Source organism: Leuconostoc lactis (assembly GCF_007954625.1).
In the GTDB taxonomy this organism is placed as follows: Bacteria; Bacillota; Bacilli; order Lactobacillales; family Lactobacillaceae; genus Leuconostoc; species Leuconostoc lactis_A.
In genome coordinates, this window is sequence record NZ_CP042420.1 from 801,810 (window position 1) to 823,489 (window position 21,680).

20 protein-coding genes and 1 riboswitch are annotated in these 21,680 nt (G+C 45.1%); of the genes, 12 read left to right on the forward strand and 8 right to left on the reverse strand.

Annotation, left to right across the window (positions count from 1 at the left end; all coding sequences use genetic code 11):
- Positions 1-53: 53 nt before the first annotated feature.
- A complete protein-coding gene (locus tag FGL80_RS04080) occupies positions 54-2,108 on the forward strand; it encodes a peptidoglycan D,D-transpeptidase FtsI family protein (RefSeq protein ID WP_055308362.1) in 2,055 nt (684 codons plus the stop codon).
- 29 nt (positions 2,109-2,137) lie between these two features.
- Here FGL80_RS04080 and FGL80_RS04085 read toward each other — a convergent pair whose 3' ends face one another.
- A complete protein-coding gene (locus FGL80_RS04085; protein ID WP_055308361.1) occupies positions 2,138-2,749 on the reverse strand; it encodes an NAD(P)H-binding protein in 612 nt (203 codons plus the stop codon).
- A 214-nt stretch (positions 2,750-2,963) separates the two neighbouring features.
- Between FGL80_RS04085 and FGL80_RS04090 the strand changes: the two genes are divergently transcribed.
- From FGL80_RS04090 to thiE, 5 genes are all read left to right on the forward strand, one after another.
- Positions 2,964-3,473, forward strand: a complete 510-nt coding sequence (locus FGL80_RS04090; protein WP_055308360.1) for a hypothetical protein — start codon at positions 2,964-2,966, stop codon at positions 3,471-3,473.
- A gap of 53 nt (positions 3,474-3,526) precedes the next feature.
- A riboswitch (TPP riboswitch) is annotated at positions 3,527-3,616 on the forward strand.
- Positions 3,617-3,733: 117 nt separating this feature from the next.
- Positions 3,734-4,258: an energy coupling factor transporter S component ThiW gene (gene thiW / locus FGL80_RS04095; RefSeq protein WP_244297959.1), complete on the forward strand. Its 525-nt coding sequence runs from the start codon at positions 3,734-3,736 to the stop codon at positions 4,256-4,258.
- Between the two features lie 21 nt (positions 4,259-4,279).
- Positions 4,280-5,059 (forward strand): hydroxyethylthiazole kinase, encoded by a 780-nt coding sequence (gene thiM, locus FGL80_RS04100; RefSeq protein ID WP_055308359.1) that lies wholly within the window; start codon positions 4,280-4,282, stop codon positions 5,057-5,059.
- The gene (thiD, locus tag FGL80_RS04105; protein ID WP_055308358.1) at positions 5,049-5,882 is read left to right on the forward strand and encodes a bifunctional hydroxymethylpyrimidine kinase/phosphomethylpyrimidine kinase; all 834 of its coding nucleotides are present in this window, start codon (positions 5,049-5,051) and stop codon (positions 5,880-5,882) included. Before thiM ends, thiD begins: the two co-directional genes overlap by 11 nt.
- Positions 5,872-6,525 (forward strand): thiamine phosphate synthase, encoded by a 654-nt coding sequence (gene thiE / locus FGL80_RS04110; protein ID WP_147001982.1) that lies wholly within the window; start codon positions 5,872-5,874, stop codon positions 6,523-6,525. Before thiD ends, thiE begins: the two co-directional genes overlap by 11 nt.
- A 10-nt stretch (positions 6,526-6,535) precedes the next feature.
- On the opposite strand, the gene FGL80_RS04115 is transcribed toward thiE, so the two are convergent.
- Entirely contained in the window at positions 6,536-8,335 is a 1,800-nt protein-coding gene (locus tag FGL80_RS04115) for a M3 family oligoendopeptidase (protein ID WP_147001817.1), read from the reverse strand.
- A 163-nt stretch (positions 8,336-8,498) separates the two neighbouring features.
- Between FGL80_RS04115 and FGL80_RS04120 the strand changes: the two genes are divergently transcribed.
- The 3 genes from FGL80_RS04120 to FGL80_RS04130 all read left to right on the forward strand — a co-directional run bounded on the left by FGL80_RS04120 (position 8,499) and on the right by FGL80_RS04130 (position 11,650).
- The gene (locus tag FGL80_RS04120; protein WP_055308356.1) at positions 8,499-9,428 is read left to right on the forward strand and encodes an alpha/beta hydrolase; all 930 of its coding nucleotides are present in this window, start codon (positions 8,499-8,501) and stop codon (positions 9,426-9,428) included.
- A 153-nt stretch (positions 9,429-9,581) separates the two neighbouring features.
- On the forward strand, positions 9,582-10,397 hold the full coding sequence (gene proB / locus FGL80_RS04125; RefSeq protein ID WP_010004836.1) for a glutamate 5-kinase: 816 nt from the start codon (positions 9,582-9,584) through the stop codon (positions 10,395-10,397).
- Between the two features lie 5 nt (positions 10,398-10,402).
- Positions 10,403-11,650: a glutamate-5-semialdehyde dehydrogenase gene (locus FGL80_RS04130; RefSeq protein WP_055308355.1), complete on the forward strand. Its 1,248-nt coding sequence runs from the start codon at positions 10,403-10,405 to the stop codon at positions 11,648-11,650.
- A gap of 36 nt (positions 11,651-11,686) precedes the next feature.
- Here FGL80_RS04130 and FGL80_RS04135 read toward each other — a convergent pair whose 3' ends face one another.
- A complete protein-coding gene (locus tag FGL80_RS04135; protein ID WP_055308408.1) occupies positions 11,687-12,643 on the reverse strand; it encodes a nucleoside hydrolase in 957 nt (318 codons plus the stop codon).
- A gap of 177 nt (positions 12,644-12,820) precedes the next feature.
- Between FGL80_RS04135 and FGL80_RS04140 the strand changes: the two genes are divergently transcribed.
- Positions 12,821-13,846 carry an NAD(P)/FAD-dependent oxidoreductase gene (locus FGL80_RS04140; protein WP_055308354.1) on the forward strand — a complete coding sequence of 342 codons (1,026 nt, stop codon included), beginning with the start codon at positions 12,821-12,823 and terminating at the stop codon, positions 13,844-13,846.
- A 24-nt stretch (positions 13,847-13,870) separates the two neighbouring features.
- On the opposite strand, the gene FGL80_RS04145 is transcribed toward FGL80_RS04140, so the two are convergent.
- The 5 genes from FGL80_RS04145 to FGL80_RS04165 all read right to left on the reverse strand — a co-directional run bounded on the left by FGL80_RS04145 (position 13,871) and on the right by FGL80_RS04165 (position 17,992).
- Positions 13,871-14,752, reverse strand: coding sequence for a DNA/RNA non-specific endonuclease (locus tag FGL80_RS04145; protein WP_055308353.1), 882 nt, complete (start codon positions 14,750-14,752; stop codon positions 13,871-13,873).
- Positions 14,753-14,833: 81 nt separating this feature from the next.
- Positions 14,834-15,568, reverse strand: coding sequence for an amino acid ABC transporter ATP-binding protein (locus tag FGL80_RS04150; RefSeq protein ID WP_055308352.1), 735 nt, complete (start codon positions 15,566-15,568; stop codon positions 14,834-14,836).
- On the reverse strand, positions 15,565-16,263 hold the full coding sequence (locus tag FGL80_RS04155) for an amino acid ABC transporter permease (protein WP_055308351.1): 699 nt from the start codon (positions 16,261-16,263) through the stop codon (positions 15,565-15,567). The genes FGL80_RS04150 and FGL80_RS04155 overlap by 4 nt, the downstream gene beginning before the upstream one ends.
- Before the next feature lie 62 nt (positions 16,264-16,325).
- Positions 16,326-17,117, reverse strand: a complete 792-nt coding sequence (locus FGL80_RS04160; RefSeq protein ID WP_055308350.1) for a transporter substrate-binding domain-containing protein — start codon at positions 17,115-17,117, stop codon at positions 16,326-16,328.
- Positions 17,118-17,335: 218 nt separating this feature from the next.
- Entirely contained in the window at positions 17,336-17,992 is a 657-nt protein-coding gene (locus FGL80_RS04165; protein WP_055308407.1) for an HD domain-containing protein, read from the reverse strand.
- Between the two features lie 218 nt (positions 17,993-18,210).
- Here FGL80_RS04165 and metG point away from each other — a divergent pair, with 218 nt between their 5' ends.
- A complete protein-coding gene (gene metG, locus FGL80_RS04170; protein ID WP_055308349.1) occupies positions 18,211-20,334 on the forward strand; it encodes a methionine--tRNA ligase in 2,124 nt (707 codons plus the stop codon).
- A gap of 279 nt (positions 20,335-20,613) precedes the next feature.
- Positions 20,614-21,633, forward strand: coding sequence for a type I glyceraldehyde-3-phosphate dehydrogenase (gene gap / locus FGL80_RS04175; protein WP_010001690.1), 1,020 nt, complete (start codon positions 20,614-20,616; stop codon positions 21,631-21,633).
- Positions 21,634-21,680 lie beyond the last annotated feature (47 nt).

A 21,680-nucleotide genomic window follows, 5' to 3' on the forward strand; every position in this document is an offset into this window, starting at 1 on the left:
CTGGATTTGTGGTAATCTAGTTTAAGTAGTTTATTGTTAAATTGGGGATAAATATGCAACGAAATCCGTATTTAGAAGATCGGAATAAAAAAAATAGCGTCAGTGCAAACTTGCCAGTACGCTTAAATATATTATTAGGCATTGCGCTAACGTTGATGATTGCCTTAGTCATCCAGTTGGCGTTTTTAACGATTCAACAAGGGTCCTACTACCAAGGCGAAGTCAATCGTAGCGATGAAACGATTGAAAAAGGTAACGTGCCGCGTGGGATGTTTTACGATTCAACTGGCCGCGTTATTGTTGGTAATAAAGCGCAGGCAGCAATTACCTTTACTCGTGGGACGTCCGTTACAGCAGCGAGTATGCGGCAAACCGCTATTAAGTTGAGCCGATTTTTAACGGTGGATACGCAACGCTTAAGTGAGCGTGCCAAAGCGGAATTTTACTTGGCCGATGACAAACAAAGTCAAAAGGTCGCCAAGCAGGTCACAAAAGCAAATGCTAAAAAAGGGGCAACCCTAACACCTGCTGAAGTGAATAATCTGATGGTTAATTATGTCCTCACACATCATTTGACGGATAATGTGGATGATAACGCCGCGATGATTTTTCAACGCATGAGTGGCGCCTACACTTTGTCCACAACCTTCATTAAAGAATCTGACGTGTCGAATCAGGAATTAGCCGAAATTGGTGAGCGCTTAAGTGAGTTCCCAGGGGTTAAATTAGGGACGAGTTGGACGCGTCAATATCCAGAAGGGGATGCCTTTAAAGCACTTGTTGGTACAGTGACGAACGAAGCGACTGGTTTGCCAGAAAACCGCTTGCACACTTTGCTAGCGCAAGGCTATTCACAAAATGAGCCAGTGGGTAACTCCAGTCTTGAAATGGATTATGAGTCGATCCTGAAGGGATCAGCGTCTCAGACGTTGGTCACAACAAATAGTGATGGCCAAGTCAAATCATCACAAGTTAAATATAATGGGCAAGCTGGGGATAACATTAAGTTGACAATTAACGCCCGTTTCCAAAGTGAAGTCCAAAAAATTTTGGAAGATAATTTGCCAGGTGGTGATGTTCAAGGCGCTTATGCCACGGTAATTAACCCCTATACTGGTGGACTTTACGCCATGGCTGGGGTTGATCGCGACGCGGCGACGGGGAAGAAGACAGCTAATCCACTCGGTAACATTAATCGTGGGATTGTCATGGGGTCGGTTGTGAAGCCAGCGGTGTTAGCAACGGCCTTCCAGAAAGGGGTTATCTCAGCTAACAACACGGTCTTAAATGACCAAGCGATTAAAATTGCTGGGACACCAGAAATTACGTCTTATTGGAACCGTGGCGGGAAAGCAATCCCAATTGATGCACAAACTGCACTAGAACGCTCATCCAACACGTACTTTGTGCAGTTGGGGATGAAAATTGGTGGTCAGACTTATAGTCCTGAATCACCGTTAGCGTTACATGCTGATGCTTTCCAGACTTTGCGTAATGGGTTAGGCCAGTTTGGTCTGGGAACTAAGACTGGCATCGACATCACGGGGGAAACGGCCGGTTATCGTGGCCCAACTACCGGTGAAGCGCGTGGTAAATATTTGTATGAGTCATTTGGACAATATGATACTTACACGACATTACAACTCGCCCGCTATGTCGCAACGATTGCCAACGGCGGTTACTTAGTACAACCACATGTGGTCGGTTCAATTTTGCAAAGCCAGCCCAATAGTGATCGTGCCAAGACAGTTTGGACAGCATCGCCGATTGTTCAAGGTCAGGTTAATCTCTCACCAAGTGAGTGGGCAATCATTAAAGAAGGGATGAACCGTGTTGCCAATGGCTCGGATTCTTGGAATACGGGTGGTTCGGACATGCACAAATTGGTACCAAAAGTTTATGCTAAAACAGGAACAGCGGAAACCAAGACCAACGGCCATGATACATTTACCGAATCGATGGTTGCTTATGTGCCAGGACAACCTTTTGCTGTCGCGATGGCCATTCCGGGGATGAACAATTACTTGGATGGTACGAACGGTAAAATATCAGCTAAAATTATTGATGCTTACTGGCAGTATGTTGAAGCAAAACCAGATGCAAAATAAAACACCTGAAAATAACTTTCAGGTGTTTTTTATTGCTGTGAAATCGCAACTGATTGGGCGATATAAGTATCAGGGTGTAAAATAAGTTGTGTGATAAATTCGGCAACACTCGTGCGTGTAATTGGCCCACCAACAATTTGTTCATGGGGATCGGTTTGCACATGAATGGTTTGCATGATGTTATCATCAAGTAGCTCATTTGGTCGAACAATCGTATAATCGAGTGCAGATGACATAATCCGTGCGACTGCGGCGGCTTGATCGCCCATATAGGTATTTTCGTTATCGGTTGTGCCGAGTAGATTGGCCCAAAGGTCACGTTTGTCATCGGATAATTCGTTATGGACACCAATTGTCGCAACCCAAATCAAACGCTTCACACCGGCAGTGTGCATAGCATTGACCACACTATTTGCGGCTGATTTTTGGCGGCCTTCAGCACCAATATTGGCATAAACGATGTCTACATCCTTCATTGCTGTGACGAGGGCATCTTCGTTAACGGCATCTAAGGCTTGAATGCCATGGTCTGGCCGTGCGTGAAGTGAGGTTAAGACCGTTTCTGTATTAGTATGGGCAAGCATAGGCACCACAAGTTTTGCGATTTGGCCATTGGCCCCTAAAATTAGTAGTTTTGTCATGATTTTATTTTAGCATGAAACGGTCAGAAGGGGTACAATGGTTATTAGTAATGGCAGCATGACAGTGTGCTATCTGATCGACAATACTGGATACCCGTCTCCTGGCAGCAGACGGGTGGGTGCAACTGATCATTGTTGAAAAGATGGGGGTCAAATAGCACTAACTGATGATGTCGCCACGAACCGCAAAAAGTTATTTAAAGGAGCCATACTCATGGAAATTAATTTAGTTCTAGCACCTGAACAATCGCCAGCTACATTACTAGAGATGCAGGCTGCGCATCCGCAAAATTTCTTTTATTTGGGGAAAGTGTCGCAACTATCCGGTACTAATCTTTTGATTGTTGGTGAACCGGCATTAGTTCAGCAATTTAAGCGACCAATGCCTTTTAATAGTCGCGTCATTAATGGACAACTGCAGGGTAATTTTATTCATCAAATTGCGTTCCAAAGTAAAGAACATAACGATGAATTGATTGGTCAATTGGTGTCAGCCAATGCCATTTTGGCACAAAGTGCGGATGGTAAGTCTGAGTATATGTTATGGACTTTTTGGCCAGATCAAGCAACGCTTGTTGAATTTTTGGAAAGTGATACTTATAAGCAAATGCAACGACTAATGCGTAATGCTTATACGACAACTTACGCTCATGTGATGTCAGAAGATCATCTCTCATTGATGCATAAAAAAGATGATGACAACAATCAAACACAAGGCGTTTAACATCGTTGCTTGCAATCTCTAAATTTATACGCTAGAATGATGTCATAATTAAATAACACGATCTGGGGTGCCAAGTTGGCTGAGAAATACCCATTGAACCTGATCGCGGTAATGCGCGCGAAGGGAGATTCATTGATGAAGACTAATAAGTGGGTTAAACCATACTTTTTATGACCGTCACCTGTTTTTCCTGTGCGAAAAAAGGTGACGGTTTTTTATTTTTCTTGGTGATCAGCCCCAGCTCAGCAGAGGAGACGATTGTGGCAACGACGATAACAGCAGGGCTTGGTTCTAAGCGAACCGTACGAAAAATGGCGTTAGCAGGTGTGCTAACAGCCTTATCATTTGCGACATCTAGTGTCGTGGTGCTCCCCAATATGGCACCGTTTCAACATTTTTTTAATGTCATCACAGCGGTGTTGTTAGGGCCTTGGTATGCGATTGCCGTGGCGTTTTTGACCGGTAGTTTGCGGATGATTTTGGCAGGGCGTCCAATTTTGGCGATTGTTGGGGCTGTGATTGGTGCGGGCTTGGCCGGTTTTTTATATCGCTGGACCGGCAAGTATAGTGCGGCGGTGATTGGTGAAGTGATTGGGACTGGGGTGATTTCAGCGATAGTGGCCGTGCCACTGATGAATGTACTATATCATGCCCATATACCAAGCCTTTTCTTTTATATCCCTTTCTTTGTACCCGCCGCAACTTTCGGGGCTGTGTTAGGCTACTTATTCTTAAAAGTGACCCAAAAAACTGGCCTATTGGGCCGTTTAATGGATCGTTTCTAAACAAAATGAACGAGGTTAATCATGGATTTAAAAACTTTAAAAACAACATCGCCTTTGGTGTTTAACTATGCCAACTATGTGACGCCCCAATTTGTGGCTAATGTTATCAACGTGGTTGGTGGTTCGCCAATTATGGCCCGCGAGATTGCTGAATTTCCAGATTTAGTGAACGTCAGTGATGCCGTGGTGATTAATACAGGCACTTGGCGTCGGGCAGAATTACTGGAAACCATTAAATTAGCGCAATTGGCTAACCAAGCCAAAAAAGTTGTGGTCTTGGACCCAGTGGCAGTTGGGATACCATCGCGTAGTGTGCCTGTTAAAGCGGTGATGACAGATGCCAAAGTTGATATTATTCGCGGTAATGCAGCGGAAATTGCCTGGTTTGCTGGTATTGATTTTGCTAGTCAGGGCATTGATGCCACCGGTGATGGCGATTTACTCACGATTGCACAGCAGGCTGCCAAAAAAACTGGCGCCATCATTGCGATGAGTGGGGCCATGGACGTCGTGAGCGATGGGATGACAACGCAAACCATTGCCGTTGATGTCCCCTTATTGGCCACAAACGTGGGAACGGGCGATGCGCTTTCTGCTTTGATTGGTGCTTTTAACGGCGATGAGATATCAGTTACCAATACGGTACGGGCCATGGCGATGATGAAGTTAGCTGGTGTTCAGGCTGCAAAAACAGTCACAACCCCTGGTTATTTTGTCAATCAAGTCTTAGATGAACTCTACTTATTGACAGCAGACGCATTAGAAACATTTGTGGCACAAGAGGTGAAAAATGGTCAATGAAACCCCACAAGTCATGACAATTGCAGGTACTGATTCTAGTGGTGGCGCGGGTATGACCGCTGATTTAAATACCTTTGCTGCACATGGCATTTATGGTGCGAATGTTGTCGTATCCGTGACTGCGCAAAATACATTGGGTGTCCAACACGTGCATATGCTACCCCAAGACATGGTGATGGCGCAACTCCAATCGGTAGCAGACGATTTGGCAATTCGCGCGGTAAAAACAGGGATGCTCGGTGATGCAGCCACGGTTGAAACAGTCGCACAAGGACTACAGCAATTTGATTTTGGGCCGTTAATTTTAGACCCAGTGATGGTGGCTAAAGGTGGTGCCCAGTTACTTTCGGATGAAGCCGTGGCAACTGTGCGGACAACATTGATGCCGTTAGCCACTTTAATTACCCCAAATATTCCTGAAGCTGAGGTTTTAACTGGTCTCACAATTCAATCGCCAAGTGACATCATGGCAGCAGCTGACAGGTTGCATAGTTTTGGAACGAAAAATATTTTAATTAAAGGTGGCCATGGCAATGCGCGTAAGGTGACAGACTATGTGCGCTTAGAAAATGGCGAACATTTTTGGTTGCAAACAACACGGTTTGATACGCCCAGAACCCATGGCACTGGCGATACAATTTCAGCAGCAATTACTGCCCAACTAGGGTTGGGCGTGACGCTGAAAACAGCGATTATTCATGCCAAAGCGTATGTCGATGCCACAATTCGTGATGGTATTGCAGTCGGTCATGGGCATGGGCCATTGAACCATTTTCCAAAAGTGACGGCTGAGAATCAGCCGGAGGTGTATGATGACATTTGACCCAACAGTATTAGCACGCTATTTTGTCTGTGGCACACAAGACGTGGCCAATGAGATAGTTTTTTGGGATGTGTTGACCCAAGCACTACAGTCAGGCATTACGCTGTTCCAATATCGGGAAAAAGGGCCTGGTGCTTTGACGGGGAATGATAAATTACGGGTGGCACAGCAGGTGCGTGAGTTAACCCGGCAATACGATGTACCGTTAATCATCGATGATGATGTGGCTTTGGCGTATGTCGTTCATGCGGATGGGGTGCATTTTGGGCAGGGAGATGGTGAGCCAGTTGAAAATATCCAAGCTGCCGGTGACCTTGTGGTTGGTATTTCGGTATCTAATCAGCAAGAATATGCGCGAATTGCGCACCTAGCCGGTATTGATCATATCGGCATTGGTCCTGTTTATCCAACAACTAGTAAGGCTGATGCCAAACCGGCTATTGGCGTTACGGGATTACAGACATTAGTGGCGACAAGCCAGTGGCCAAGTGTGGCCATTGGTGGGATTCAAGCAGATAACCTAGCTGATGTCTTAGCAACTGGTGTTGCCGGTGCGGCGGTAATTAGTATGATTAGTCAGAGTCAAGATATTGCAGCAACGCTGGCATTTTGGCAACAACTCACCACAAAAAAAGAGACATAAGGCTCTTTTTTTAAACGAATTGTTCTGATAGTTGAAGGAATTCATCGATATCTTGCTTAATTAAGTCAGCCCCAGCTTGCCAGAAGTCAGGTTGCGTCAAATCAACATCGAGATGCTTTTTGGCAAGTTCTTCAGCGGTCATATTAGCCGTATCTCGTAGCAATGCGATATATTTATCTTCAAAATTAGCTCCATCTTGTTGGGCACGCGCGTAAATACCCGCTGAGAAGAGATAACCGAAGGTATAAGGGAAGTTATAGAATGGGACAGAATCAATGAAGAAGTGGAGTTTTGATGACCAGAAGTGAGGATGGCGCACCTCTAACATGCCATCAAAAGCAGCTTCTTGCGCAGCATCCATTAATTCGTTCAAACGTTGTGGCGTCACAACCCCGTTTTGACGTTCGGTATAAAAAGCGTCTTCAAATAGGAAGCGCGCATGGATATTTAAAAACATCGCAATCGGATTGGTCATTTTAGCATCTAACAGTACCAGCTTTTCAGCGTCAGACTTTGCACCGCGAACATTGGCATCATTGACAATGAGTTCAGCGAACGTGGATGCCGTTTCGGCTACGTTCATGGCATAGGCATCGCGCCAAAGTGGTAGGTCAACAAGTTGTGCCGAGTGGAAGGCGTGTCCCAACTCATGGGCAATTGTCGCCGCATCATTAACAGAGCCCGTATACGTTAAGAAAATACGTGATTCATGTAAGTCAGGAACAGATTCCATGTAACCGCCGGGTTGTTTACCTGGTCGGTTCTCCGCTTCAATCCAGCGTTTATCAAAAGCCATTTTAGCAAAATCAGCCATTTTAGGTGAAAATTTTCCGAATTGTTCAATAATGAAAGCTGCGGCATCATCATAAGACACGTCGGTTGGTTGGTAATCGCCAACATGCGTTAAAGGCGCAACTTGGTCTTGCCAGCCGAGCTTTTCAAGACCCAAAAGTTGCTTCTTTCGTTCAAAGTAGGGTTTAAACATCGCCTTGTTGGCATCCACGACGGCCCACATCGCATCCAAAGTGGCCTGTGACATACGGTTCATTTCGAGTGGTTGTTCAAGATGTGACTGGTAGCCATGAGCCTTTTGGTTCGTTAAACGGAAACCGGCTAAATGATTGAGCGTATCGGCGGTGAGATTTTCGGCACTGGCCCACATTTTTTCGTAGCTCGCCATAATGTTGGCACGTGTTTCGTTGTTAGGTTCACCATCTAACATGTTCAAGGCTTGACCAGCAGAAATTTGTCGCTTTTGGCCATCTTCGGCATCCGTATAAGTTAGGGATAGACCAGCCGAAATCGTATCATAATGTTGGGACCAAGCTTGTTGCCCATCTAAATCAAATTGATTAATTAAGGCTTCGGTGTGATCATCTAGTAAGCGCTTGGCATCAGTGCGTAGCTCGGTGAGATAGAATTGAATGGGACGCAAACGTTCTGTTGCCAGAGCATCTGCAAATTCAGTGTCATCAAGTTGCAATAACAGTTTTTTAAATTGATTCATAGGTGCCGCAAAAGCGACAAAGAGTTGCCCAAGTTTGTCAAAATGAGGGCCGTAAGCACTGTTACCGTAATCAACTGATGCCCAACCATTAATGAAAATACTAATCGTCCCTAAGCCAGAACCGATTTTTTGTGCTAAATCAGACAAATCAGCAATCGTCTCGGCAGATGGCTGGGCTTGAGCGACCTGTTGTGCAAAGATTTGAATATCTTGCGCAACAGCCTGGTACTTGTTTGCCAGTTCTGGAGACGTAATGCCGCCGGGATAAATACTGTCTAAATCCCATGTCTGTGAATACACCATGTGAATACCTCTTTTATGATTTTCTTTCAAGTATACCATTTTATCATTTAAACATTGCAACATGATGAAAAAATTATCATGAAGTGACGTGAAAATAATAGAAAAATTGTTTGCGGGGATGTCGGCGGTAGTGTAAAATTGTTGTTTTAAGGGGTAAACAACTATGCAAAACTTAGTCAAATGGCTACTCGGCTTTGTATTGGTGATGATTGTGATTTTGGTAGTCGCCGGACAATATTTTTTCCACGTCGCCCAAGTGCGGGATCCAAAATCGCATCAGCCGGATGCATTACGTCAAAAAGATGATCCACTGTATCGCTATGAACATGCTTTTTTAGCACGTGACAAGCAAGTCTGGTATGAAACCACTGCTGACGGGCTTAAGCTTGATGCTTGGTATGTCCCAGCGGCACAAAAAACCAATAAAACGGCCATTTTGGCACATGGTTGGCATAATAATAAAACGACCATGGCGATTTATGGTGAATTATTCCATGAGTTAGGCTACAACGTGTTAATTCCAGATAACCGCGCGCACGGGCAATCACAAGGTAAAATCATTGGCTATGGTTGGCGTGATCGGCGTGACTATATCCAATGGTTGAACCAAATCATTGCCCGCAATGGCCAAGATTCAGATATTGTCATGTATGGGATGAGCATGGGTGCGGCCACGGTCTTATCCACTTCTGGTGAGGCTGACTTGCCTAAGCAAGTCAAGGCCGTGATTGCTGATTCGTCGTATACAAGTTTACTGGAGGAAATCAAACACGAAGCCGGTGAAATGTATCATTTACCGTGGTTCCCACTGGTAAATGTTGTTTCCGGTATTTCTAAGTTACGCGCCGGTTACTTTTATGCGGAGGCTAGTCCGCTTAAGCAAGTGGCTAAAAGCAAGACGCCGACGTTCTTGATTCATGGCGACGCGGATACGTTTGTCCCAACCAAAATGGTCTATCCATTGTACGAGGCCCTCAAGGTACCAAAAGCACTTTGGGTCACTTCTGGTTCAAAGCATGTGCAAAGTTTCCACGATCACCCACAGGCCTATCGTGATAAGATTCAAGCTTTCTTAGCGCAGTATGATCAATAATTTAAAAAACACCAGTCTATCGCCGATAGACTGGTGTTTTTTATCAAATGGCTTTATGGACATGATATAATAATGGAGATAAAATGAGGAAATGATGATGATATGATATCATCATCAAATGCAACAAATAAGTTCACAAAGGATAAAATCAGCATGTCAGAAGTGGTTGATCAAGCGCCAATAGCCAAGCAGTGGCGGCGTGTCGTTGTTAAAGTGGGCACGAGTAGTATTGTCGATGCGGCCGGTGAAATTAAATATCCTGTCATCAACCGGTTAGCCCAAACCTTAACCCAGCTCGAACAAACTGGGTATGAGGTGATTTTAGTGACATCTGGTGCCATTGGTGTGGCCCTCAAACAAATGCATCAAACAAAACGCCCAACAGAAATTCCAGCCCAGCAGGCCTTAGCCGCGATTGGTCAAAGTTATTTGATGGCGATTTATAATCAAAGTTTTGCGTTTTATCAGCAACACGTGGGTCAAGTCCTGTTGACTTATGATGTGTTTCATAACAAGCAAATGTTACGCCATACCATCGATGCCATTGCGGCCATGTTGCAGCAGCGTGTGATTCCAATCATCAACGAAAATGATGTGATTGCTGTCGATGAGTTGGATCACCAACATTCATTTGGCGATAATGACCGCCTTGCCGCCATGGTAACGCATGAGACGAATGCTGATGCGTTGATTGTCTTAAGCGATATCGATGCACTGTATACGGCCAATCCGCACGTTGACCCAACAGCACAACCCATTCCGTTGGTAACCGCGGTGACGGATAGTCTACGCGCCGGTGCACGGGGATCGTCAACGCTTGGGACAGGTGGGATGGCCACCAAGTTAGTGGCAGCCGATTATTTGTTGCAGCATGGGCGACAAATGGTATTGATTAATGGCGAAAATCCGGCTACGATTTTAGAAGTCTTAGCGGGCGAGCCAGTTGGCACATTGTTTAAGGGGGAATAAATCAGATGGCATTAAGTGTACAAGAAATGGGGCAACGTGCCAAAAAGGCCACAGCACAAGTTGCGGGGTTGTCTTTGGCGACCCGAAACGCCTTACTTAAAAATATGGGTGCCGCCTTGTTGATGCGCCAAGACGAAATTATCGCAGCCAATCAACAAGATTTGGCCGAGTACGGGGCGAGTTTGAGTCGGCCGATGCAAAAGCGATTGACACTGGATTCAGACGCCTTAACGGCGATTGCTGAGTCGTTGGTTGCCGTTGCTACCTTGCCAGATCCGCTCGCTGGTCCTTATGACACGTGGGAAAATCATGCGGGTTTGAAGATTGTGAAAAAAATTGTGCCGTTGGGCGTGGTGGCGATGATTTATGAAGCACGGCCCAATGTCACCGTGGATGCGGCTGCCTTAGCTTTGAAGTCGGGCAATGCTGTCATTTTGCGTGGCGGTAAAGAGGCGATTCACAGTAATACAGTGCTAGCCACGATTTTACGGGATGTGCTGATTGATCAAAACTTAAACCCAGATATTATCCAACTTATCACAGATACCACCCACGAATCAGTTAACACGCTACTACATATGCGTGAGGCCATTGACGTTTTGATTCCACGGGGCTCAGCTGCTTTCATTGATTATGTGGTGGCCAATGCGACCGTCCCTGTGATTGAAACCGGTGCGGGTAACACGCATATTTTTGTGGATGCCTCTGCTGATCAAGCCGCTGCTTTACGGATTATTCATAATGCGAAAACGCAAAAACCAGCTGTTTGTAACGCGGCTGAAAAACTATTAATCCATGAAGCGATTGCTCAAGAATTTTTACCAAAAATTGCGGATGATTTAATTGCCGCACGGGTGGCGTTGCGCGGTGATCAAGCCAGTTTGGGGATTGATGGCCGCCTTACCCCAGCCAGTGACGCTGACTGGGATACGGAATATAATGATTTGGTGATGGGCATTAAGATTGTGCCGGACGTCACGGCGGCGATTAATTGGGTGAACGCGCATACGACACATCATTCAGAGACCATCATTAGCCAAGACTCTGATAACATTGCGGCATTTATGAACCAAGTCGATGCGGCAGTGGTTTATCAAAACGCTTCTAGTCGCTTCACTGATGGGTTTGAATTTGGTTTTGGGGCAGAGATTGGGATTTCAACGCAGAAGTTACACGCACGGGGACCAATGGGTTTGCCGGCCTTGACGACAATCAAATACGAAGTCTTTGGCGATGGCCAAATTCGGGCATAAAAAAAGTGTTGCAGTCATCCTGCAACACTTTTTTGTTTAAGCTAATACTTTGAGCATAAGTTGTTGGAAATCCGTGACAAAACGATCGGTATCCACCAGAATGGCAGCTTTGGTTGTGGTTGGTTCTAAGAGTTTTGCTTTATCACCAATTGTACGACCATAATCACCGCTTTCACGATCATACGTCACGTGCATGGCTAAAGGCATCGTCGTCACATAAGATGGGTCAATCCCAACAGCGACTGCCAATGGGTCGTGTAAGGCGGCGCCTTTCTTGTCGATGTCAAGATTGTAATAGGCATCAATATAGAAATCCATTAAATCAGCATATTTTGTGGCAGCGACCGTGCCCAAAGCGCGCCAAGCGGCTGTTTCTTTTTTGGTGAGTAACGTCCGCAATGTCACATCAAGGCCGACCATCGTCAAATTCTTTTGGTGCGTGAAGGCATAATCAGCGTCTTCTGGGTCTTGATGAATGTTGGCTTCGGTAAATGGTGTCACATTGCCCGGTACGGTCAAGGCACCACCCATTAAGGTCGTATTGCCAATGAGTTGGGCCACTTCAGGGTCTTTTTTGATGGCTGTGGCTAAGTTGGTCAATGGGCCGGTCGGGATAAAGATCAAGTCATCACCGTATTGGTGTGCTGCTTCAATCAAAAATTCGACGCCAGATTGAGCCTCAACGGCGCGTGGCGCCGTAGCTAAATCCACTTCACCGACACCATTTTTACCATGAATCAGTTGTGAAATTTCCATGACGTCAAAATGATCAGTCGTTGATGAGTGGCTTTCGCCGAGGAAAACGGGGACATCATCTGCACCGAGGAGATGCAGTAAGTTTAATGAATTTTGGGCGGCCGTTGTCACCAACGTATTACCGTAACTTGAAATAATACCAATCAAGTCAACGTTAGGATCGCCCACGGCATAAGCGAGCGCTAAAGCATCATCGATACCTGTATCCAAATCGAGGATCATTTTCTTTTGAGCCATAATCGTGTTGTGCGCAGGCAGCTGGTGACCTGTGAGCACATTTCCTCCAATAAAATTGATACCTTTATTATACGCACTCTGAAGAAATTTTGCGTGCTATGACGTATTTTGCGTATAATAAACTTTAAATACATTAGCGTTGAAAGGATGTGCGGGTCAAGCGCACAGTTTAAACAAATGACACAAGAACCATACGATATTGCCATTATTGGCGGTGGCCCAGTGGGCATGTTTGCAGCTTTTTATGCGAGCTTACGTGACATTAAGGTCGTTTTGATTGAGAGCTTGGCCATACTAGGCGGTCAAGTGATGTCCTTATATCCTGAAAAACGTATTCTTGATGTGGCGGGCTTTCCAGGTGTGAAAGGGGCAGACTTTATTGCAGCCTTAGACCAGCAGTTAGGCATGTTTCCCGTCGATGTGAAGTTAAATACGACGGTGACCAATGTTGAACAAGCAACCGACTTATTTCATTTGGCGACGAGTCAAGGGGAAACCATTCAAGCTAAAACGGTGATTATCACGACTGGAAAGGGTGCCTTTGAACCACGGAAAATGCAAGTTGATGGGGTAGAGGATCTGGTGGGTCAAGGCGTGCATTATTTTGTGACGCAACCACAAGTTTTTAAAAATCGCCACATTGCGATTGCTGGCGGTGGGGATTCAGCAGTTGATATGGCGGTTATGTTCAATGATATCGCTGCCTCAACGCGTTTGATTCATCGTCGAGAAACTTTTCGTGCGATGGAACAAAGTGTTAACGCGTTGAACGCCTCGGACGTTATCCAAGAAACACCCCAAAAAATCGTGGCAATTGAGAAGTTGGCAGATGGGCAATTACAGTTGACATTAGCGCATGTGAAAGACGACCAAAAAAACCATGTTATCCTGGTTGATGATTTGATGATTAACTATGGTTTTATTTCGGAACGTCAAACGATCGAAAGTTGGGCGATTCAACCCGCATTGTCTGGGAACGGTTTTGCGGTTGATCAGGAAATGCGGACTAATATTCCTGGTGTTTTTGCAATTGGGGATGCCAACCACTATGCTGGGAAAGCTGATTTAATTGCGGTCGGGTTTGGTGAGGCACCAACCGCTGTCAATGCGGCTATTCGTTACTTTGATCCCCATCGTGGCGGCCCTGTACATTCCAGTTCATTGACGTTAAAAACGGATGATTTAGGCCCTGAGCCAAAATAAAAAGCAGCCAAACTTGGCTACTTTTTATTTCACATGATTTTGGATCGTGACTTTACCAGTTTGATAATCAATCGTGATCCCAGGCTGGACGTTGAAAATCCAGTAATTTAAGTTTAACGTTTTTCCGTTGTCTTGCACAGATTTGGCCATATAATGGACACCACGCGCAATGCGTTCAGTGCCAACATACAAGGGGGTAACTTGCCCACGAATTTTGATGTTAGGGTGTTGATTGATGGCTTGACGGATATCATCCTCAGGTACGAGTTGACCAGGATAAGCGTTTTGAACACGTGTCCCGGCAATCATATTTTCCGTCACCATGGTTGGCATTCCAAAAAACTGGTAGCCGACAAGATGAGACTTGTTCCATAACGCTTGTTTGCCTTTGCCAAGTTTGACGTTGGGATTGCGGTGGTAGCCACCGACCCATTTCGTGCCATCAAACCGATCATTGATGAACCAGCCAGAGGGTCTGACTTGATAGTCAATTGTGTCCGGTCGTGGCGTTACCTTATTAATAGCGTCACGACTGGCCACAAAGTTGGCTTGTTGGGTACGGCCAAGTGCGTCTAATGGTGATAGACTCAAACCATCCACTGGGCGTAGCTTAGAGCCATGTGAAGGAAAGGTTTCCTGCATCTCGGCGGGTGTAAAAGTGGCCTTATTTTGATTAATATGCACAAGGTCACCGTCTAGCGTGCCATCCCATTGCAAGTTCAGCAAGGCTTGGTTGTCGGGTGCTGAAACCGTCGCATATTTGGATTGTTGGGTTGTTGGAACTGGGTGTTGGGTTTGATTATTTTGCCAAAGATAAAAGCCGATCAGTAGTAATAAGATAACTGATCCAATCAACTGTTGTTTAGGGGATGGGTTTTGTCGTCGCGTTGTGCGTTTTCTAGCCATGATTATTCTCCATTTTGAAGCTCATAACAGCATATCATTTTTCTACAAAAATGAAAAACAGTGCGGCAAACATCAGCTGAACTAAAAAGTCATGGCGTTTAAGAAGCGTTGAATCCGCGGATCATGTGCTTGGAAAAAACCGGCTGACGGGCCATCATAACCTATTTTACCATCTTCCATGAAAATGATTTTATCGGCAACGGCTTGCGCAAATGCTAAATTATGGGTGACAATCACCATGGATTTCTTTTGATCAGCGAGATCGCGTAAGACACGTAAGACTTGGGCTTCTAACTCAGGATCCAACGCACTGGTAGGTTCGTCAAGTAGCAGGTAATCGGGCTGCATAGCCAAGGCGCGGAGAATGGCGACGCGTTGTTGTTGCCCACCGGATAGTTGATACGGATAGCGGGGAGCGAGGGCGGCCATATCAAATTGGGTCAACAGGCTGTTGGCTTGTGCAGTCGCTTGATCGGCTGGGATGCCCTTGACTTTAATCGGCCCTTGGGTGAGGTTTTTAAGTACCGTTAAGTGGGTAAATAAAGCTTTTTCTTGGAAAACCATGCCAAAATGCTGCCGAACGGCTAATAATTTTGGTGCGGTTAGTGGCTGACTCAAATCAAGCGTCTGTTCGCCAATGGTTAAAGTACCAGACGTTGGTTGCGCTAATAGATTTAAAGTGCGCAGCAGCGTTGATTTACCCGAGCCAGATGGTCCAAGAATGACGGTTGTTTGTTCAGCGGGAAAAGTTGTGGATACTTGATCTAAGGCGCGGCGGTCGCCATATTGTTGGACTAAATTTTTGACAGTAATCATTGGGCAAACCTCGATGTATAGCGTTCTAACTGATGTTGGGCAATCGATAAAATGGTGGTGAAGACGGCATAAACAAATGCAGCCAAGATGTACATGGTCAGAATCTGATAATTTTCAGCAGCAATTTGTTGACTGAGGTAAAACATTTCCACAATGGTAATCACGCTGGCGAGTGAGGTATCCTTCAACAAACCGATTAAAGCATTGCTTAACGGTGGGATTGAAATCCGCGCTGCTTGTGGCAAAATGACATCCGCAAAGACTTGCCAGCGATTCATCCCCAATGATTCAGCAGCTTCAATTTGGACACGAGGGACCGACGAAATCGCAGCACGGACACTTTCCGAGGCATAGGCCCCCGTATTAAGGGAGAAAACGGTAATCGCTGATAGCCAAGCGTTGGCAAAGAGTGTCACATGTGCGCTGGGGAGGCCGTAAAACACAATAAATAATTGCACAATCATGGGTGTTGATCGAAAAAGCCACACGTAAAAGCCGGCAATGACTTTAAGTCCCCGCAGTAGCAAGCGCGGAATCGGCGCTGCTGGCAACTTGGCTAAACGAATGAGCGCCGTGATGACGGCAAATACAAGTGCTAAAGCAAATGATATGACGGTTAGTGGTAACGTATAAATTAATGCGGCCCGAAAAAGTTGGGGCAGATATTGGCCGGCGAGGGGGATAAAATCAGACATGGGTAGGGTTCCTTTTAGCGACGATTTGGTTCAATTAACGTTTGAGCCGTGAACCGGTTGGTTTATGGCTGGGTGAGATCAGTATTGAAGTATTTGCGTGACAATTTTTTGAGCGTGCCATCAGCTTGTAAGTCTTTCAGGGCATTATTAATGGCCTTTTGAAGGGCTGTATTTTGTTTGTTAAGCAGTGGTGCGGCTGGTGTTGCAGGACTTTCTTGGCTTAAATCAACGGCTGTTGTGGCAGCGTCAGGATTGGCTTTTTTCCATGTGGCATAAGCGCCTAAGTCATTGAGTGCGCCGTCAGCGCGCTTGGTTGTCACTAAATTCATGGCTTCGGTCATACCAGGGACAGCAACAATGTCAGCACCGCTTTTTTTAGCAAGGGCACCAAAGTTCGAAGTCGTTGATTGTGCCATCTTTTTACCTTTAAGATCAGCTAACGTGTTGAGATGGGGTTCATCGGTACGCTTGATGAGGACCGTTTTAGCATATAGATATGGTGTGGCAAATAAGTAAGCTTTTTGACGCTCTGGGGTGATACCGACATCGTTGAAAACGACATCATAACGTTTAGCACCAAGGCCTGCAATGAGCGAATCCCACTTTGTTTGGACGTATTTGGGTTTCAAACCGAGCTTTTTAGCAATGGCAGTTGATAAGTCCACTTCAAAGCCGGTTAATTGGCCGTTTTGACGGTAAGAAAATGGCGCAAAAGTCCCTTCTAATCCGATAGTTAGCGTGCCAGGGGTGATCGTTTGTGAGGCTTCCTTTGGCCGGGCTTGATGTTGGGTGAGGCCGATAGCTAAGCCGGCTACAACAACGAGGCTGGCGACGATGATGATGATTTTTTTCATTTTGCTTCTCCTGTGGGCAAATAAAAAGCGCCAACTAGTGAAATACCTAGTTGGCGCTGCGTTAGTCCGTATGATAGTTTGATCAAATGTATGTCAAAATACCGGTGCTAAACAAAGCGCCAGTGTGAGCAATATTCAGTTGCTACGATTAACTTTAACATAACATCCTCCAAAACAACCTCATTCTAGCGATGATTCAAACACTTGTCAATGTTTTTTTACTTTGTTAGTTCCCATTCGGCCTTAAACTGGTCTAGGAAGTCTAACATGAATTGATGCCGGGTTTCGGCTATTTGACGGGATGTATCGGTGTTGAGGTGCGCTTTAATGTGTAACAATTTTTCGTAAAAATGATTAATTGTTGTACCGTCAGTTTGTCGATACTGCGTCTTGTTATGAATCGTGCGTGGGGGAATTGTCGGATCGTAGAGCACACGGTTTTTCACAGCACCATAGGTGATGGTGCGGGCAATCGCAATGGCGCCGATGGCCTCAAGGCGGTCGGCATCTTGAACGATTTGGCCGTTGATGTCTAGTGGCGCTGCTTGACCAGCTAGTGTCTTTGACCATGACATATTGTCAATAATATGAAAAATTTGTGTCTGAACGCGAGGTGATACTGCAATGGTGGTCAAAAAATCAGCCAGTGCGTTTTTGGCTGCGACCACTTCGGCTGGCGTGTCAAATAATTTATCATCGTAGACATCATGCAATAAAGCAGCGGCTTGTACGATAAACGGATCTGCAGTTGGTTCTTGAGCTAAAATTTTGTTGGCTAAGCCAACTACGCGGTCAATGTGGTCAACACTATGGCCGGATTGATCAGCAGCTAAGGCTTGCTGCATATAATGGGTAATTTGGGTGAGTTGCGACATCGACATAAAATGGCCTCCTGTTTAACCGAACGGTAATTCTTTTTACTTTAGCATTTTGGCTAAGATTTGCATAGCTAGACCAGCGGCACAACCCGTTGGAAAACAACCTTAAAAAACTATGAAATGCGGTTGAAATTCGTTATAATTAGCATAGTAAAGACTGCCTCATACGGCCAAAGTCACGTGACAAAACACGCGAATTAGAAAGAGAGACTCATATGTCAGAACCAAATAACGTCTTGTTTAATACAGCTAATCTCACCGATTCAGCTGTCATTTACGACAAGTTTTCCAAAGCGGAACAACAATTTTCTGTGAAGAAAGATCAAACTTTTTATATCACAACGCCGATTTACTACCCATCTGGGAAGTTACAATTGGGTAATACTTATACGACTGTGTTAGCTGATGCCGCAGCACGTTACCACCGTTTGCTTGGTGAAGATGTGTTCTTTTTGACTGGGACCGACGAACATGGTCTTAAGATCCAACAAAAAGCGAAAGCAGCCGGTGTATCCGAAATTGCCTATTTGGATGGGATGGCCGAACAGATTAAAGCACTCTGGCAATTGATGGATATTTCCTATGATGACTTTATTCGGACAACAGAACCACGCCATGAAAAAGCCGTGCAAAAAATCTTTACGACATTGCTTGAAAAGGGTGATATTTACAAGGGTGAATATGAAGGATGGTATTCTGTTTCCGATGAAGAATACTTTACTGAATCACAATTAGCAGAAGTTTATCGTGATGAAAATGGTCAGGTAACAGGCGGGAAAGCCCCTTCTGGTCACGAAGTTGAATTAGTCAAAGAAGAAGCGTACTTCTTTAAGATGAGCAAGTACGCTGATTGGCTACTTGATTATTACAAGACGCACCCAGAATTTATTCAACCAGAAGCACGCATGAATGAAATGATTAACAATTTCATTGCGCCTGGTTTGGAAGATTTGGCTGTGACGCGAACGGCTGTTGATTGGGGTATTCCTGTACCAGGGGATGAAAAGCACGTCATCTATGTGTGGATTGATGCCTTGTCAAACTATATTACGGCTTTGGGCTACGATACTGACGATACGGCGCTGTTTGATAAGTTATGGCCAGCCAATGTGCAATTGGTGGGGAAGGAAATTGTTCGCTTCCACACGATTTACTGGCCAATTATGTTACACGCCTTGGGCATTGATTTGCCAAAGACGATCATCGGTCATGGTTGGTTAGTCATGAAAGACGGCAAGATGTCAAAGTCAAAGGGAAATGTGATTTACCCTGAAGTGCTTGAAGAACGTTATGGCTTGGATGCCGTACGTTACTATTTGCTACGCGCGATGCCATTTGGTAATGATGGGGTCTTTACACCAGAAGACTTCGTTGCCCGTGTGAACTTTGATTTGGCCAATGATTTGGGTAACTTGCTCAATCGCACAGTGGCCATGATTAACAAGTATGAAAACGGGATTGTGCCAGAATTGCATACTGGTAAGACCGACTTTGACGAAGGGTTGGTTCAAACAATTGAAGCGGCGATTGTTGATTACAACAAGCATTTCCAAGCGATGCGAACAGCTGATGCCTTAGAAAGTGTTTGGACAATTATTCGCCGTGCTAATAAGTACATCGATGAAACACAACCATGGGTTTTGGCTAAGGATGAGACGCAAAAGGCTGTGTTATCAAATGTCATGGCCCATTTGGCTGGGGCTTTGCGTGTGGCAGCTGTCTTGTTACAACCGGTTTTGACGCAAGCACCAAAGAAAATTTACGAACAGTTAGGCTTTGACTACCCTGAAAACGGTGTGAAAATTGCTGGTTTGACTTTTGGTAAGTTGCCAACGGGTGGTCAAGTGGTGAAGAAGGGTGAACCAATTTTCCCACGTCAAGATGTCGACGCTGAAGTGGCCTTTATTTCAGGTCTGGTGTCAAAAGACACCAAGGGTAAGGGCCGTGCTGCCAAGGAAGCAGCTAAGAAGGCAGCCGCTGAAGCCGAAGCAGCCGCAGAACCAGCCCGTGAATTGATTACTTATGATGATTTTGCGAAAGTCGAAATTTTGGCAGCTAAAATTACGGCTGGTGAACTTGTTGAAAAATCTGACAAGTTGTTGAAGTTCACGCTCGATGATGGCTCAGGTAAGCCACGTCAAATTTTGTCAGGTATTCGCAAGTGGTATGCTGATCCAGCTGTATTGGTTGGGAAAACAGTTGCGATTGTGGCGAACATGAAACCACGTAAGATGGCGGGTGAAGTTTCGGAAGGTATGATTTTGTCAGCGGAGAAAAACGACATTGTCACGGTAACAATCTTGCCAGACACGATTGAACCTGGTTCAGGAATCGAATAATTGGTCTGTACGATCGCTGGCCGCGTGCAATTTTGTGTCATGGCAGCCATTTTGAAGTGAAGCGCTCACATTAATGTACATTTATTCACAACCACTCACGTGATTAGCAGGTGAGTGGTTGTTTTTTGATAAAGGATGTTAGCTATCGGTAACCGTATTTTAGGCATAAATTTTGTGATTTTATGAACGAATACAAGTGCTTCTATTCGCTCATAAACCAACTTTGTGCTATAATATTGGTGTTGACATAAGTCAAAAATTTTTGGAGGATCTAAACACATGACTGTTAAGATTGGTATTAACGGATTTGGACGTATTGGCCGTTTGGCTTTCCGTCGTATTCTTGAATTGTCAGACACAGCTTCAGACATCGAAGTTGTTGCAATTAACGATTTGACTTCACCAGAAATGTTGGCATACTTGTTGAAGTATGACTCAATTCACGGTGTATTGAAGGCTGATGTTTCATCTGATGAAACTGGTATTATCGTTAACGGTAAGCACTACACAGTTTACGCAGAACGCAACGCAGCTGACTTGAAGTGGGTTGAAAACGATGGTGTTGAATATGTATTGGAAGCTACTGGTTTCTATACTTCAGCCGAAAAGTCACAAGCTCACTTGGATGCCGGTGCCAAGAAGGTTTTGATTTCAGCACCAGCTGGTAAGGTTCCTACAGTTGTTTACGGTGTTAACCAAGACATCTTGAAGCCAGAAGACACAATCGTTTCTGCTGGTTCATGCACAACGCAATCATTGGCACCTATGGCAAATGCTTTGTCAAAGGAATTCGGTGTTAAGACTGGTTTGATGTTGACAGTCCACGCTTACACAGCTTCACAAAGCTTGCAAGATGGTCCTAAGACTTCAAACTTCGCAAAGCGTCAAGCTAACCGCGATGCTGCATCAAACTCATTGCCACACTCATCAGGTGCTGCCAAGGCTATCGGTCTTGTTGTGCCTGAATTGGATGGTAAGTTGACTGGTTCAGCTATCCGTGTCCCAGTACCTGCTGGTTCAATTACTGAATTGTCAGTAATCTTGGACAAGGAAGTAACTGTTGACGAAGTGAACGCAGCAATGAAGAAGTACGAATCAGACTCATTTGGTTACAACGGTGATGGTTTGGTTTCAACTGATATCATTGGTGACACACACGGTACAGTCTTTGATCCAACACAAACTGAAATCGTTTCAGGTGACGGTGCACAACTTGTTAAGGTTGCTGCATGGTACGATAACGAATACGGTTTCACTTCAAACATGATCCGTACATTGTTGTACTTCGCAACTTTGTAAGATAAATCGCAATTTTCAAACCTGCTTCGGCAGGTTTTTTGCGTTCT

What these genes read in the sequence shown, in the direction of transcription:
- thiM (WP_055308359.1), top strand. Translation starts at nt 4,280, where the DNA reads ATGGATTTAAAAACTTTAAAAACAACATCGCCTTTGGTGTTTAACTAT.
- FGL80_RS04165 (WP_055308407.1), bottom strand. Translation starts at nt 17,992, where the DNA reads ATGTCGCAACTCACCCAAATTACCCATTATATGCAGCAAGCCTTAGCT.
- FGL80_RS04085 (WP_055308361.1), bottom strand. Translation starts at nt 2,749, where the DNA reads ATGACAAAACTACTAATTTTAGGGGCCAATGGCCAAATCGCAAAACTT.
- gap (WP_010001690.1), top strand. Translation starts at nt 20,614, where the DNA reads ATGACTGTTAAGATTGGTATTAACGGATTTGGACGTATTGGCCGTTTG.
- FGL80_RS04080 (WP_055308362.1), top strand. Translation starts at nt 54, where the DNA reads ATGCAACGAAATCCGTATTTAGAAGATCGGAATAAAAAAAATAGCGTC.
- FGL80_RS04135 (WP_055308408.1), bottom strand. Translation starts at nt 12,643, where the DNA reads ATGGCTCAAAAGAAAATGATCCTCGATTTGGATACAGGTATCGATGAT.
- thiD (WP_055308358.1), top strand. Translation starts at nt 5,049, where the DNA reads ATGGTCAATGAAACCCCACAAGTCATGACAATTGCAGGTACTGATTCT.
- thiE (WP_147001982.1), top strand. Translation starts at nt 5,872, where the DNA reads ATGACATTTGACCCAACAGTATTAGCACGCTATTTTGTCTGTGGCACA.
- FGL80_RS04155 (WP_055308351.1), bottom strand. Translation starts at nt 16,263, where the DNA reads ATGTCTGATTTTATCCCCCTCGCCGGCCAATATCTGCCCCAACTTTTT.
- FGL80_RS04140 (WP_055308354.1), top strand. Translation starts at nt 12,821, where the DNA reads ATGACACAAGAACCATACGATATTGCCATTATTGGCGGTGGCCCAGTG.
- FGL80_RS04115 (WP_147001817.1), bottom strand. Translation starts at nt 8,335, where the DNA reads ATGGTGTATTCACAGACATGGGATTTAGACAGTATTTATCCCGGCGGC.
- proB (WP_010004836.1), top strand. Translation starts at nt 9,582, where the DNA reads ATGTCAGAAGTGGTTGATCAAGCGCCAATAGCCAAGCAGTGGCGGCGT.
- FGL80_RS04150 (WP_055308352.1), bottom strand. Translation starts at nt 15,568, where the DNA reads ATGATTACTGTCAAAAATTTAGTCCAACAATATGGCGACCGCCGCGCC.
- FGL80_RS04160 (WP_055308350.1), bottom strand. Translation starts at nt 17,117, where the DNA reads ATGAAAAAAATCATCATCATCGTCGCCAGCCTCGTTGTTGTAGCCGGC.
- FGL80_RS04130 (WP_055308355.1), top strand. Translation starts at nt 10,403, where the DNA reads ATGGCATTAAGTGTACAAGAAATGGGGCAACGTGCCAAAAAGGCCACA.
- metG (WP_055308349.1), top strand. Translation starts at nt 18,211, where the DNA reads ATGTCAGAACCAAATAACGTCTTGTTTAATACAGCTAATCTCACCGAT.
- FGL80_RS04120 (WP_055308356.1), top strand. Translation starts at nt 8,499, where the DNA reads ATGCAAAACTTAGTCAAATGGCTACTCGGCTTTGTATTGGTGATGATT.
- FGL80_RS04145 (WP_055308353.1), bottom strand. Translation starts at nt 14,752, where the DNA reads ATGGCTAGAAAACGCACAACGCGACGACAAAACCCATCCCCTAAACAA.
- FGL80_RS04090 (WP_055308360.1), top strand. Translation starts at nt 2,964, where the DNA reads ATGGAAATTAATTTAGTTCTAGCACCTGAACAATCGCCAGCTACATTA.